The following is a 12,975-nucleotide window of genomic DNA, read 5'->3' as shown; positions in this document are numbered from 1 at the left end:
CGATGGCAGGGTGACCGCACCTCTGACGCCGCACGATCACTGGCCCTCCATGCCACTGCCGTCGCCCCAGGGCGACGACGCGCGCATGGCCCCCGCGCAGGAGCTCAAGAACGGCGCGCTGACCGCCGTGCTCGTGGCGGTGGCGGGGGTGCTGCTGGGGCTTCTGTGGCTCTGGCTGGCGCCGCGGGTGCCGCTGATCTCCGACGGCAAAGCGGTCTACCTCAAGGACACCGAGGGCGAGCAGGCCGTCGGCGGCGACGGCACCTTCGTGCTGCTCGGGCTGGGCATGGGCGTCCTGACCGGCGCGCTGGCCTTCTGGCGGGTGAAGCGCGGGGGAGTGGGCGTGGTGCTCGGCCTCGCCCTGGGCGCGGTGGTCGGTTCCGTGATCGCCTGGCGGCTGGGGATCTCGCTCGGCCCGACCTCCGACCTGATCGCGCACGCCAAGGCCGTCGGCCCGAAGAAGGTCTTCGACGGCCCCCTCCAGCTCCAGGCCAAGGGCGCCCTGCTGGCCTGGCCCGTGGGCGCCGTGCTCACGCACCTGCTGCTGACCCTGGGCCTCGGCCCGCGCGACCCCGAGCCGCCGCTGCTGCCGTACTGGGACACCCCGGCTTCGCACCTGCCCCCGAAGGGCTGACGCGGGCGCTCAGCCGCGGCCGATCGGCGCCGTGACCGCGTCCGTCAGCCTGACCAGGTCCTGCGGGGCCAGCTCGACCTCCAGGCCGCGCTTGCCCGCCGAGACGAAGACCGTGGTGTGGTCCAGGGCGGAGGCGTCCACCACGGTGCGCAGCCGCTTGCGCTGTCCCAGCGGGGAGATCCCGCCCCGTACGTAACCGGTCGTGCGCTCGGCGGCCGCCGGGTCGGCCATCGCCGCCCGCTTGCCGCCCGCCGCGGTCGCCAGCGCCTTGAGATCCAGCGAACCGGCGACCGGGACGACCGCGACGGTCAGCGCGCCGTCCACGTCGGCGACGAGGGTCTTGAACACCCGGTCGGGAGAGGTGCCGAGCGCCTGCGCGGCCTCCTCGCCGTAGCCGAGTTCCGAGGCGGGGTCGTGTGTGTAGGCGTGCACGGTGAAGGCGGCTCCCGCCTTCTCCAGGACGACGGTGGCGGGCGTACCGCCGGACGGTGACTGCTTCTTCTTGGCCATCAGTGAATTGACTATCCGTCAGTTGAGGCTCGGAGCCTGGCGGGTGAGGTCCACGGCGGGCAGGGTCTGCAGCTTGTCGATGACGGCGGCCTCCCGGCGCAGCAGCCGCAGCTCCCGCTCCAGCCGGGTCGCGGTGTCCGCGGCCTCCAGCAGTTGCTGCTTGGCCGGGGTGTCGACGACGGCCGCCGCGGCCACGAGGTACGACAGCACGGTCGGGTCGTCCGGGAGCTCCCGGGCGCCCGCGATGCTGGACTCGCGTGCCCCGGCCAGCCGCTTCTGGTACGTGCGGAAGGCCCGCGCGACGCCGGCCGCCAGCGCGCCGGAGCCGCTGCCGCTCTCCTCCGGCACGTCCTCGACCTCGCCGACGAGGTACGGGCCCGTGGTGTCCACCGACACCAGCCGGAAGCGGGTCGTCCCGGTCGCCACGACCTGGAAGCCGCCGCCCTCGCGCTCCCCGATCGTGGCCGCCTCCGCGGTGCAGCCCATCGTGAACAGCGACGCCGCCAGGTCCGGGGCGAAGCCCGCCGCCGCGCCGTCCTCCCCGCCCGCGGGCGCCACCTCGTGACCGTCCCGGATCGCCACGACCCCGAACCGGCGCGGTGCCTCCTCCGGCAGTTCGAGCAGGTCGCGGAAGAGGGCGCGGTACCGCTCCTCGAAGACGTTCAGGGGCAGGACGAGGCCGGGGAAGAGCACCGAGCTCAGGGGGAACAGCGGAAGGCGAGCGGTCACGTCGAGCAAGCCTAGGGCCTGGCGGCCCGGCCTTTCGTGGGGGTGCGGCTCCGCTGCGCTTGCTGTACCGGGTTTTTTCCCCGCCCGCCCGCCCGTGTGCCCTGTGAAGTCTGGGCGCCCCGGCGCGCGTGCGGGGTGGGCCGGGTGCGGGGCCTCCGGGGCTGCACGTCCTGGACTGGGATATTTACGCGCGTTTCCAGCACTTGCTCATCCCGTCCCTGCCCGGATGGTGCGCACAAATATCCCGCAGCGTCCAGAACATCCACCCCTACGACCCCGCCCCCTCCGTCTCCATATGCGCCTGATCCCCGGTGGGGGGTGTGGGGGCGGTCCGGGGTGACCGCGGTTGCCTGACTCCACCCCTTCGGCCTGCCGCGCGAGGGCTGGCCCCTCGGACCGCGCCGGTGGGGGGGTGTGGGGGGCGGTCCGGGTGACCCCAGTCGCCTCACTCTTGCCCCCGAGGCCTGCCGCGCGAGCGCTGGCCCCGCGGACCGCGCCGGTGGGGGGTGTGGGGGCGGTGCGGGTGACCCCGGTTGCCTCACTCCACCCCGGCGGCCTGCCGCGAGACAGCGGGCCCCCTCGGACCGCGCTGCGCCAACGGGCGGCCCCAGGCACGGTGCCGCTTCTACCCCCCACCGGGGATCAGGCGCGATACGAAACGGAGGGGGCGGGGTCGTAGGGGTGGGTGTTCTGGACTGTGGAGCATATTTGGGTGCATGACCCGGGGTGATCAGTTGAGGGTGCTTGAGGCACCTAAATGTGCTGTCCAGAATGGCCAGCCCCGGAGGCCCCGACCCCGGCCCCCACGAAACGCGCGCCGGGGTCACTGACCGCGCCGGGCTGGGGGCACCCCCGGCCGAAGGTTGAGGGAGGGAGGGCGGGAGGGCGGGAAAGGATCTTGCCCGGTCGGGACGCGAAGCGTCAGCCGCGGCGGAGGAGGCGCGACGCACCCGCGGCGACCGTCGTCGCGAGGATCCAGCCGAGCATCGTGAGGAACGCGGCAGCCCACTGCGCGTCGCCGGCCAGGCGCCACGCGTTGTCCTGCCCGAGATTGATGACCGGGAGCAGCAGGTCGAGGGCGAACAGCGGCGCGTTCCAGTTCGGGAAGGCACCGCCGTCGACCGGCTTCGGCTCGCCGTGGATCTGGAAGAAGACCGCCCCGAGCGCCCAGAGCAGGGCCATCCAGATCGCCGCGCGGCCGGGCCGGTAGCCGTAGCCGACGGTGATGTCCTGGAGGAAGCCCCAGAGCTTGCCGGCGATCGGGAGGGTCTCGCGGCGCCGTCGCTGCTTGGCCAGCTGGACCTCGCGGGCGTCGGCGTCCTCGCCGCTCGCGCGCAGGGCGGCGGACAGGTGCTCGTAGGGCTCGGGGCTGTACTCGGGGGTCGCCGCCGCGAGCCAGGCGATGCGGGCGCGGAGCGGGAAGGAGCCCTCGGGGCTGAGCGAGCCGTAGCTGAAACCGGTCAGGTCCATGCCGCCCGTGCCGGGCCAGCAGGCGTGGTTGTCGGTGAGGTTGCCGACCCGCGCGCCGGCCAGGGAGATCGCGCCGGTCGGCGGCTGGTCGAGGGTGAGCCGCAGTTCCGGGGTCTGGACGCGGCGCAGGGACAGCTGCTGGCCGTCGGCGAGCCGGAACCGGGCCCGGTGGATGATCACGCCGTTGCCGAAGCGCCCGTCGTCCAGCCGGACCCCGCCGTCGCTGCTGAAGGGCCGGACCCCGCCGGAGCTGAGGTACAGCGTGTGCTCGACGGTCACCCGGGCCGCGTTGAGCGCGTAGCGCCCCTCCGGATTGCGCAGCCGGCTGCCGCGCAGGCTGAGGCGGCCGCCGATGCGCGCGCTGCGCAGGCTGATCTCGCCGGTCGCCTCCATCAGTTCGGCCTCGACGTCCTGGGCGACGCTCAGCCCGTCGGCGGCGAGCGCCCGGCCGTGCCGGTCCTTGCGCAGGGTGATCTGGTTGAGCAGCAGGTCCGTGCCGATGTGGGCGTCGGTGAGCCGGACGCCGCCCTCGATCGTGCACTGGGGCAGGTGCAGGTCGCCGGAGGTGTGCAGCCGGGCGGCCTCCAGCCGCGGTATGGCGCAGCGCACCATGCGCAGCGTGGTGAAGCTGCACTCCGCGAGCAGCACCTGCTCCTCGAAGCGGCAGTCGTGCAGCTCCACGTACGGCACCACCGTGCCGCCGGAGAGGTTGAGCTGCCCGCTGATCTGCGCGCCCGACAGCTTCACGCACGAGACACGCCCGGACGCGGCCTGCGGTCCGTCCAGCAGCAGCCGGGCGATCGTGTCGGCGCGCACGGTGCGGTCCGGGCCCCAGAAGAGGTCGGCGGCCGGGTCGTCCCGCTCGGGTATCCCGGTGCGCAGGTCGTACAGCTCGCCGAGGCGGAAGGCCCGCCACAGGCCCTGTTCCACCGGGGTCCAGTCGTGCGGCGGCGCGATGTCCGGCGGCTCGGTCACCGAGATCCCTCCCCTGGCTGGCGACGACGACGGAAACGCTAGCGGGGATGATCAGCGCTGGGGAACCGTAGGCGTATCAGGGACTGATACTCGGCGGAGCCGCCGTGGGCGGTTCTCTACACTTGGGAGGGTGATCTCCCGAATCGATCTGCGCGGCGACGCCTTCCCCGAGGACGGCATCGACCGCGATCTGCTGCCCCGTGCCGAGCTCGACGTCGAGGCCGCCCTGGAGAAGGTGCGCCCGATCTGCGACGACGTGAAGCATCGTGGCACGGCGGCACTGATCGACTACGCGGAGAAGTTCGACGGCGTCGCCATCGACCGGGTGCGCGTCCCCGCCGAGGCGCTGACCCGGGCCCTGGCGGAGCTCGACCCGAGGGTCCGGGCCGCGCTGGAGGAGTCGATCCGCCGCGCGCGGCTCGTCCACCGGGAGCAGCGCCGCGCCGACCACACCACGCAGGTCGTGCCGGGCGGCACGGTCACCGAGCGCTGGGTGCCGGTGGAGCGCGTGGGCCTGTACGTGCCCGGCGGCCGCTCGGTCTACCCGTCGTCCGTGGTGATGAACGTGGTGCCCGCGCAGGAGGCCGAGGTCGGCTCGATGGCCGTCGCCTCGCCGCCGCAGCAGGAGTTCGGCGGGCTCCCGCACCCGACGATCCTCGCCGCGTGCGAACTGCTCGGCGTGGACGAGGTCTACGCCGCGGGCGGCGCCCAGGCCGTCGCGATGTTCGCCTACGGCACCGAGGAGTGCCGTCCGGTGAGCATGGTCACGGGCCCCGGCAACATCTACGTCGCCGCGGCCAAGCGCCTGCTCAAGGGCCGCATCGGCATCGACGCGGAGGCCGGCCCCACCGAGATCGCCATCCTCGCCGACGCCACCGCCGACCCGGTGCACGTCGCCGCCGACCTGATCAGCCAGGCCGAGCACGACCCGCTGGCCGCGGCCGTCCTGGTCACCGACTCCGTCGACCTCGCCGAGGCGGTGGAGAAGGAGCTCCAGACGCAGGTGGCGGCCACCAAGCACGTCGAGGACCGGATCGCCCCGGCCCTGTCCGGCCGCCAGTCCGGCATCGTGCTGGTCGACGGGATCGAGCAGGGCCTGCGGGTCGTGGACGCCTACGCGGCCGAGCACCTGGAGATCCAGACCGAGAACGCGAGCGCCGTCGCCGCCCGGGTGCGCAACGCGGGCGCGATCTTCGTCGGCGCCTACGCCCCGGTCTCGCTGGGCGACTACGCGGCCGGCTCCAACCACGTCCTGCCCACCGGCGGTTGCGCCTGCCACTCCTCGGGCCTGTCCGTGCAGTCCTTCCTGCGCGGCGTCCACGTCGTCGACTACACCCGCGAGGCGCTGGCGGAGGTCGCCGGCCACGTGGTGACCCTCGCCGACGCCGAGGACCTGCCGGCGCACGGTGCGGCGGTGCGGGCACGATTCGATTGGACGGTACCGGGTTCGTGACCGGCATCGACGACCTGCCCATCCGGGACGAGCTGCGCGGCAAGTCCCCGTACGGGGCGCCGCAACTCGACGTCCCCGTACGGCTGAACACCAACGAGAACCCGTACCCGCTGCCCGAGGCGCTGGTCGAGCGGATCGCCGAGCGGGTCCGCGAGGCCGCCCGCGACCTCAACCGCTACCCCGACCGGGACGCGGTGGAGCTGCGCACCGCTCTGGCGGCCTACCTGACCCGCACCGCCGGGCACCCGGTGGGCCTGGCCAACGTGTGGGCGGCCAACGGCTCCAACGAGGTCATCCAGCAGCTGCTGCAGACCTTCGGCGGCCCCGGCCGCACCGCGATCGGCTTCGAGCCCTCGTACTCGATGCACGGCCTGATCTCGCGCGGCACCGGTACCGCCTGGCTCCCCGGCCCCCGCAGGGACGACTTCACCATCGACGTGGCCGCCGCCGGGCGGGCCATCGCCGAGCACCGCCCGCACGTGGTCTTCATCACCTCGCCGAACAACCCCACCGGCACCGCGGTCGAGGCCGACACCGTCCTGGCCCTCTACGAGGCCGCGCAGGCCGCCCGGCCCTCGCTGGTCGTGGTCGACGAGGCGTACGGCGAGTTCAGCCACTCGCCCTCGCTGCTGCCGCTCATCGAGGGCCGGCCCAACATGGTGGTCAGCCGGACCATGTCCAAGGCCTTCGGCGCCGCCGGCCTGCGGCTGGGCTATCTCGCCGCGCACCCGGCGGTCGTGGACGCCGTGCAGCTGGTGCGCCTGCCGTACCACCTGTCGGCCGTCACCCAGGCCACCGCGCTCGCGGCCCTGGAGCACACCGATACGCTGCTCGGGTACGTCGAACAGCTGAAGGCCGAGCGGGACCGCCTGGTCGCGGAGCTGCGCGCGATCGGGTACGAGGTCACCGACTCGGACGCCAATTTCGTGCAGTTCGGCCGCTTCGAGGACAGCCACCGCGCCTGGCAGGCGATCCTCGACCGCGGCGTCCTCGTCCGCGACAACGGCGTACCGGGCTGGCTGCGGGTGACCGCGGGCACCCCGGCCGAGAACGACGCGTTCCTCGAAGCGGTGCGCGAGCTGAAGAAGGAGCGGTAACCACATGACACGCGTCGGCCGCGTGGAGCGCACGACCAAGGAGACGTCCGTCGTCGTCGAACTCGACCTCGACGGCACCGGCAGGACCGAGATCTCCACCGGAGTCGGCTTCTACGACCACATGCTCGACCAGCTCGGCCGCCACGGCCTCTTCGACCTCACGGTCAAGACCGAGGGCGACCTGCACATCGACACCCACCACACCATCGAGGACACCGCCCTCGCGCTCGGTGCCGCCTTCAAGCAGGCGCTCGGCGACAAGGTGGGCATCTACCGCTTCGGCAACTGCACGGTGCCGCTGGACGAGTCCCTCGCCCAGGTCACCGTGGACCTCTCCGGCCGCCCCTACCTGGTGCACACCGAACCGGAGAACATGGCGCCGATGATCGGCTCCTACGACACGACGATGACCCGGCACATCCTGGAGTCCTTCGTCGCCCAGGCGCAGATCGCGCTGCATGTCCACGTGCCGTACGGGCGCAACGCCCATCACATCGTGGAGTGCCAGTTCAAGGCGCTGGCCCGGGCCCTGCGCTACGCCTCCGAGCGCGACCCGCGCGCGGCGGGCATCCTCCCGTCGACGAAGGGCGCGCTGTGACCAAGCCGGCCATCCTGTTCATCCTGCTGGGCCTGTTCCTGGCCGGCGGTGTCTACTCGTTCTGGAAGCAGAAGATGCCCAAGGGCGTCATCGTGCTGCTCGGCATCGGCTCGGCCATGTCCCTGGTGTCCGGCCTGCTGCGGCTGTAGGGGGTTCGCGCACATGAGCAAGGCCGCCAGGAAGGTCGTGGTCCTCGACTACGGCTTCGGCAACGTCCGTTCCGCCGAGCGTGCGCTGGCGCGGGTGGGCGCGGACGTCGAGATCACCGCCGACTTCGACAAGGCCCTGAACGCCGACGGGCTGCTCGTGCCCGGCGTCGGGGCGTTCGCCGCGTGCATGGCCGGGCTGAAGTCGGTACGCGGCGAATGGGCCATCGGCCGGCGGCTCGCCGGCGGCCGTCCGGTGATGGGTATCTGCGTCGGCATGCAGATCCTGTTCGCGCGGGGCGTCGAGCACGGCGTGACCACCGAGGGCTGCGACGAATGGCCCGGTACGGTGGAGCCGCTGCGGGCGCCGATCGTGCCGCACATGGGCTGGAACACCGTCAAGGCGCCCGAGGACTCACGGCTGTTCGCGGGACTCGACGCCGACGCGCGCTACTACTTCGTGCACTCCTACGCGGTGCGCTCCTGGGAGCTGGAGTCCGGCAACCCCGGCATCCGGCCGCCCAAGGTCACCTGGGCGACGCACGGCGAGCCCTTCGTCGCCGCGGTGGAGAACGGCCCGCTGTGGGCCACCCAGTTCCACCCCGAGAAGTCCGGCGACGCCGGCGCCCAGCTGCTGGCCAACTGGCTCGACACCTTCAAGGACTAGGACCCCACGCCGTCATGAGCACGACGCACCGCCTCGAACTCCTCCCCGCCGTCGACGTCCGCGACGGCCAGGCAGTCCGCCTGGTCCACGGCGAGTCGGGCTCCGAGACGTCCTACGGCGACCCGATGGCCGCCGCCCTCGCCTGGCAGCGGGCCGGCGCCGAGTGGCTGCACCTGGTCGACCTGGACGCCGCCTTCGGCACCGGCGACAACCGTGCGCGGATCGCCGAGGTCGCGCGCTCCATGGACATCAAGGTCGAGCTCTCCGGCGGCATCCGCGACGACGAGACCCTGGCCGCGGCGCTCGCCACCGGCTGCACCCGGGTCAACCTCGGCACCGCCGCGCTGGAGACCCCGGAGTGGGTCGCCAAGGTCATCGCCGAGCACGGCGACAAGATCGCGGTCGGCCTCGACGTCCGCGGCACCACCCTGCGCGGCCGCGGCTGGACCCGCGACGGCGGCGACCTCTACGAGACGCTGGCCCGCCTCGACTCGGAGGGCTGCGCCCGGTACGTCGTCACCGACATCAACAAGGACGGCACCCTGCAGGGCCCCAACCTGGAGCTGCTGAAGAACGTGTGCGCGGCCACCGACCGGCCGGTCGTCGCCTCCGGCGGCGTCTCCTCCCTGGACGACCTGCGGGCCATCGCCTCACTGGTGCCCCAGGGGGTTGAGGGCGCCATTGTCGGAAAGGCGCTCTATGCGCAGGCGTTCACCCTGGAAGAGGCCTTGGAGGCTGTGTCCCGATGACCGAGACCCCCGGCGTACGGCGAGTGCACAGCGACAGCCCCTGGGAGGAGCAGTTCGGTTTCGCACGCGCCGTGGCGGCGGGGGACCGCGTCCATGTCGCGGGCACGATGCCGTTCGAGGGCACCGTGCTGTACGGCGAGGGCGATCCGTACGAGCAGGCGAAGGTCGCGTTCACCAAGGCCCTCGCCGCACTGGAGGCGTTCGGCCTGGACGCCGACTCCGTCGTCCGCACCCGCATGTACCTCACCCACACCCATGACGTGGAGGAGGTCGGCCGGGCGCACAAGGAGTTCTTCGACCGTGCCCGTCCGGCCGCGACGTTCGTCGTGGTCTCGGGGTTCATGGACCCGCGGGTCCTGGTCGAAGTGGAACTCGAAGCATTCCGAGCATCCTGAGGAGCCTGAGCGCAATGACCCTGGCGGTCCGAGTCATCCCCTGCCTGGACGTGGACGACGGCCGGGTCGTCAAGGGCGTCAACTTCCGTGACCTCCGGGACGCCGGGGACCCCGTCGAGATGGCCAAGCTGTACGACGCCGAGGGCGCCGACGAGCTGACCTTCCTCGACATCACCGCCTCCTCCGGCAACCGGGAGACCACCTACGACGTGGTGCGGCGCACCGCCGAGCAGGTTTTCATCCCGCTCACCGTGGGCGGCGGCGTACGGTCCGCCGAGGACGTCGACAAGCTGCTGCGCGCCGGCGCCGACAAGGTGGGCGTCAACACCGCGGCCATCGCCCGGCCCGAGCTGATCCGCGAGATCGCCGAACGCTTCGGCCGCCAGGTCCTCGTCCTGTCGGTGGACGCCCGCCGCACGGACGCCGGCACCCCCTCCGGCTTCGAGGTCACCACGCACGGCGGCCGCCAGGGCACCGGCATCGACGCCGTGGAGTGGGCGCACCGCGCGGCCGAACTCGGCGCGGGCGAGATCCTGCTCAACTCCATGGACGCCGACGGCACCAAGGACGGCTACGACACGGAGATGATCGCCGCGGTGCGCAAGCTCGTCACCGTCCCCGTCATCGCCTCCGGCGGTGCCGGCGGCCTCGCCCACTTCGCCCCGGCCGTCGCCGCCGGCGCGGACGCCGTCCTGGCCGCCTCCGTCTTCCACTTCGGCGACCTGCGCATCGGCGAGGTCAAGCAGACGCTGCGCGAGGCCGGCCACCCGGTGCGCTGACGGCGCCGCGCGCCGCTCGCCGCTCGCCGTGGCGCGCGGCGCCGCCGCTGAAATCCCCCGTGCTGTGGGCCGGGATGCGCAGGACCAGTTGCGCAAATTCTATTGCGCAACTTTTCTTTCGTATCTAGGCTCCCGGGTATGGCAGAGGACACGCCCCCCGGCGGCGGCACCGCGGACGACCCGCAAAGGATCACCGACCTCGACGCGCTGAAGGTCTTCACGCACCCGCTGCGGATCAAGCTCTACCGGGCGCTGTTCACCGCCCGCACCGCCACCGCCTCCCAACTGGCCGACCAGGTCGACGAGGCGGTCTCGCTGGTCAGTTACCACCTGCGCAAACTCGCCGCGCACGGCTTCATCACCGAGGCCACCGGCCAGAGCAGCGACGCCCGCGAGCGCTGGTGGAAGGTCACCACCGAGCGCGGATTCACCTTCCGCACCTCGGACTTCGCCGACCGTCCCGAGGGCGCGGCCGTGATGAGCGAGGTCACCCGCCAGTTGCTCGCCACCCGCTACGAGCGCTACGCCGCCTACCTCGACCAGCAGCACGCGTGGGGCAGGCAGTGGTCGGACGTCTCCTTCAGTTCCGAGTACCTGCCCCGCCTGACCGTCGAGGAGACCCGCCAACTCGGCGCGGAGCTGGGCGAGCTGATGATGCGCTGGGTCGACCGGGCGCGCGCCGCCGAGGAGGCCGGTGACACCGAGGGCCGCGAGCACGTGGCGGTGCACCTGTACGGATTCCCCTACCGGCCGTGAGCGCAAAAGGCACCGAAGGCACCAAAGGCACCGAAGGAACTCGAGGAACCCAAGGCATCGAAGAAGGAGGCGACCGCATGGCGGCCCCCGGAATCTCCGCACCGCCCGTCATCCTGCCCCGCGTCCCCGCCCACCGGGACGGCAACGTCCTGCGCTGGCTGACCGCGTTCACGGCCTCGCTCGTGGGCGACGCCGTATGGTTCCTCGCCCTGTCCTGGGCCGCGACGCGCGCCGGCGACCCCGGGCGGGCCGGGCTGGTGCTCGCGGCCGGTGCGGTGCCGCGCGCCGTGCTGATGCTCGGCGGGGGAGTGATCGCCGACCGCTTCGGCCCGCGCCGCATCGTCATCGGCAGCGACCTGACGCGCTGCGTGGTGATGTTCGCGGCGGCCGCGCTGCTCGCCCTCACCACGCCGGGGCTGTGGGCACTCGCCGTGGTCGCGCTGCTCTTCGGCGCCGTGGACGCCGTCTTCCTCCCGGCCGTAGGCGCCCTGCCACCCCGCATCACCGGCCCCGACCAGCTCGGCCGGCTCAACGGGATGAAGGGCATCGCGATGCGCGTCGGCAACGTCGCCGGCGCCTCGCTCGGCGGCACCGCCGTCGCGACGGGCGGGCCGTCCGCCGCCTTCACCGTCGCGGGAGTCCTGTTCGCGGTCTCGCTCGTGCTGCTGGCCGCGGTCCGCCTGGCGCCGCTGCCGCCCGACGACCACGCCGGGAAGGACGCCTCCACACCCTGGAAGGACCTGGTCGAGGGCCTGCGCTACATACGCGGCCGCCGGGTGCTCGCCGCCCTGATGATCGTCATCGCGGTCGGCGAGCTCGGCTTCGCCGGCCCCCTCAACATCGGCCTCACGCTGCTCGTCGCCGACCGCGGCTGGGGCGCCGCGGGGCTCGGCTGGATCGTCAGCGGATTCGGGGCCGGCGCGGGGGCCGCCTCCCTGCTGCTGACCGTGCGCGGCCGGCTGCCGCGCGCCGGACTCGCCCAGTCGTGCTGCCTCGGCCTCGGAGCGGTCGCGGTCGGCGCGTTCGCCTTCGTGCCGGCACTGCCCGCGGCGGTCGCCGTCGCGGCCGTCGTCGGGCTCGTGGCGGGACTCAGCGGCGCGCTGTGCGGCGCCCTGCTGCAGACCGTGACCGACGGCCCCTACCTGGGCAGGGTCAGCTCCGTCGCCGCGCTGTTCTCCCTCGGCGTCGCGCCGCTCAGCTTCCCGCTCACCGGCGCCGCCATCGGGGCCTGGGGCGTCCGGCCGGTGTTCGTCGCGAGCGCGGCGGTCGCGGCCGCGGGGGCCGTCTGCGGACTCGCCGCGCCCACGCTGCGCCGGGCCGAACTCGCGCGCCGGAGCCCGGCCTAGGCCGGGCCTAGCCCGAGATGCCGAGCCGCGCCTCGTACAGCCGGCTCACGGCGTCCTTGTCGCCCTCGGTCTCCACGTGGGCCGCCTCCTGCCGCCCGAAGGCGAACAGCAGCAGCTCCGCCGGCTCGCCGGTGACCGTCACGACCGGGGTGCCGCGGTGGGCCACCGCGGTCTGTCCGTCCGGCCTGCGCAGTACGACGCCGACCGGGGCCTTGCGGCCCAGCAGCCGGGCGGAGCGCTCCAGACGGGACCAGAGCAGATCGGCGAAGACGGGGTCCAGCTGGCGAGGCGCCCAGTCGTGCTGGGCGCGGCGCACGTCCTCGGAATGGACGTAGAACTCGACGGTGTTGGCGGCTTCGTCGATCTGCTTGAGGGCGAACGGCGACAGCCGCGGCGGCCCCGTGCGGATGAGCTGGACGAGTTCCTCGTACGGCTTCGCCACGAACTCCTTGCGGATCCGCTCCGACCGGGCCGCGAGCTGCGGGATGACCAGGCCGGCCGAGGCGTCACTGCGCCGCTCCCGGACGACGACATGGGCGGCGAGGTCGCGGGTCGTCCAGCCCTTGCAGAGGGTGGGCGCGTCGGAGCCGGCGCTCTCCAGCAGGTCGGCGAGGAGCAGACGTTCACGCTGGGCATGAGTCGACATGCCGTCAGCCTACGTCGGCTCCTCG

General features: G+C 73.0%; 15 protein-coding genes. 11 read left to right on the top strand and 4 right to left on the bottom strand.

What is annotated here, in order from left to right; all coding sequences use genetic code 11:
* Positions 1-10 precede the first annotated feature (10 nt).
* Positions 11-634 carry an ABC transporter permease gene (locus ACIP98_RS09375; RefSeq protein WP_319661082.1) on the top strand — a complete coding sequence of 208 codons (624 nt, stop codon included), beginning with the start codon at positions 11-13 and terminating at the stop codon, positions 632-634.
* 9 nt (positions 635-643) lie between these two features.
* On the opposite strand, the gene ybaK is transcribed toward ACIP98_RS09375, so the two are convergent.
* The 3 genes from ybaK to ACIP98_RS09360 form a co-directional block, all read right to left on the bottom strand.
* A complete protein-coding gene (gene ybaK / locus ACIP98_RS09370) occupies positions 644-1,144 on the bottom strand; it encodes a Cys-tRNA(Pro) deacylase (protein ID WP_319661083.1) in 501 nt (166 codons plus the stop codon).
* Positions 1,145-1,162: 18 nt separating this feature from the next.
* Complete coding sequence (locus tag ACIP98_RS09365) at positions 1,163-1,873, bottom strand: LON peptidase substrate-binding domain-containing protein (RefSeq protein WP_319661084.1); 711 nt, start codon at positions 1,871-1,873, stop codon at positions 1,163-1,165.
* A 921-nt stretch (positions 1,874-2,794) separates the two neighbouring features.
* Entirely contained in the window at positions 2,795-4,318 is a 1,524-nt protein-coding gene (locus ACIP98_RS09360) for an oxidoreductase (RefSeq protein WP_319661085.1), read from the bottom strand.
* A 130-nt stretch (positions 4,319-4,448) separates the two neighbouring features.
* On the opposite strand from ACIP98_RS09360, the gene hisD reads away from it, so the two are divergent.
* From hisD to ACIP98_RS09310, 10 genes are all read left to right on the top strand, one after another.
* A complete protein-coding gene (hisD, locus tag ACIP98_RS09355) occupies positions 4,449-5,771 on the top strand; it encodes a histidinol dehydrogenase (protein ID WP_401974667.1) in 1,323 nt (440 codons plus the stop codon).
* Positions 5,768-6,868, top strand: coding sequence for a histidinol-phosphate transaminase (locus ACIP98_RS09350; protein WP_401974665.1), 1,101 nt, complete (start codon positions 5,768-5,770; stop codon positions 6,866-6,868). The genes hisD and ACIP98_RS09350 overlap by 4 nt, the downstream gene beginning before the upstream one ends.
* 4 nt (positions 6,869-6,872) lie before the next feature.
* Positions 6,873-7,466 (top strand): imidazoleglycerol-phosphate dehydratase HisB, encoded by a 594-nt coding sequence (hisB, locus tag ACIP98_RS09345; protein ID WP_319661088.1) that lies wholly within the window; start codon positions 6,873-6,875, stop codon positions 7,464-7,466.
* Entirely contained in the window at positions 7,463-7,615 is a 153-nt protein-coding gene (locus ACIP98_RS09340) for a hypothetical protein (RefSeq protein WP_319661089.1), read from the top strand. The genes hisB and ACIP98_RS09340 overlap by 4 nt, the downstream gene beginning before the upstream one ends.
* 13 nt (positions 7,616-7,628) lie before the next feature.
* Positions 7,629-8,279 carry an imidazole glycerol phosphate synthase subunit HisH gene (gene hisH, locus ACIP98_RS09335; RefSeq protein WP_319661090.1) on the top strand — a complete coding sequence of 217 codons (651 nt, stop codon included), beginning with the start codon at positions 7,629-7,631 and terminating at the stop codon, positions 8,277-8,279.
* A 14-nt stretch (positions 8,280-8,293) separates the two neighbouring features.
* Complete coding sequence (gene priA, locus ACIP98_RS09330) at positions 8,294-9,028, top strand: bifunctional 1-(5-phosphoribosyl)-5-((5-phosphoribosylamino)methylideneamino)imidazole-4-carboxamide isomerase/phosphoribosylanthranilate isomerase PriA (protein WP_319661091.1); 735 nt, start codon at positions 8,294-8,296, stop codon at positions 9,026-9,028.
* Positions 9,025-9,423 carry a RidA family protein gene (locus ACIP98_RS09325; protein WP_319661092.1) on the top strand — a complete coding sequence of 133 codons (399 nt, stop codon included), beginning with the start codon at positions 9,025-9,027 and terminating at the stop codon, positions 9,421-9,423. The genes priA and ACIP98_RS09325 overlap by 4 nt, the downstream gene beginning before the upstream one ends.
* A 14-nt stretch (positions 9,424-9,437) precedes the next feature.
* Positions 9,438-10,202: an imidazole glycerol phosphate synthase subunit HisF gene (gene hisF, locus ACIP98_RS09320; RefSeq protein WP_319661093.1), complete on the top strand. Its 765-nt coding sequence runs from the start codon at positions 9,438-9,440 to the stop codon at positions 10,200-10,202.
* 138 nt (positions 10,203-10,340) lie between these two features.
* The gene (locus ACIP98_RS09315) at positions 10,341-10,958 is read left to right on the top strand and encodes a winged helix-turn-helix domain-containing protein (RefSeq protein ID WP_401974662.1); all 618 of its coding nucleotides are present in this window, start codon (positions 10,341-10,343) and stop codon (positions 10,956-10,958) included.
* Positions 10,959-11,035: 77 nt separating this feature from the next.
* Positions 11,036-12,304, top strand: coding sequence for an MFS transporter (locus tag ACIP98_RS09310; protein ID WP_401974659.1), 1,269 nt, complete (start codon positions 11,036-11,038; stop codon positions 12,302-12,304).
* A 7-nt stretch (positions 12,305-12,311) separates the two neighbouring features.
* On the opposite strand, the gene ACIP98_RS09305 is transcribed toward ACIP98_RS09310, so the two are convergent.
* Positions 12,312-12,950, bottom strand: a complete 639-nt coding sequence (locus ACIP98_RS09305; protein ID WP_401974657.1) for a TIGR03085 family metal-binding protein — start codon at positions 12,948-12,950, stop codon at positions 12,312-12,314.
* Positions 12,951-12,975 lie beyond the last annotated feature (25 nt).

Origin of the sequence: Streptomyces sp. NPDC088354, assembly GCF_044753585.1 — a bacterium.
GTDB lineage: Bacteria > Actinomycetota > Actinomycetes > Streptomycetales > Streptomycetaceae > Actinacidiphila.
Note: the sequence above shows the minus strand (reverse complement) of the source record. Positions and strands in the feature narration are given on the sequence as shown.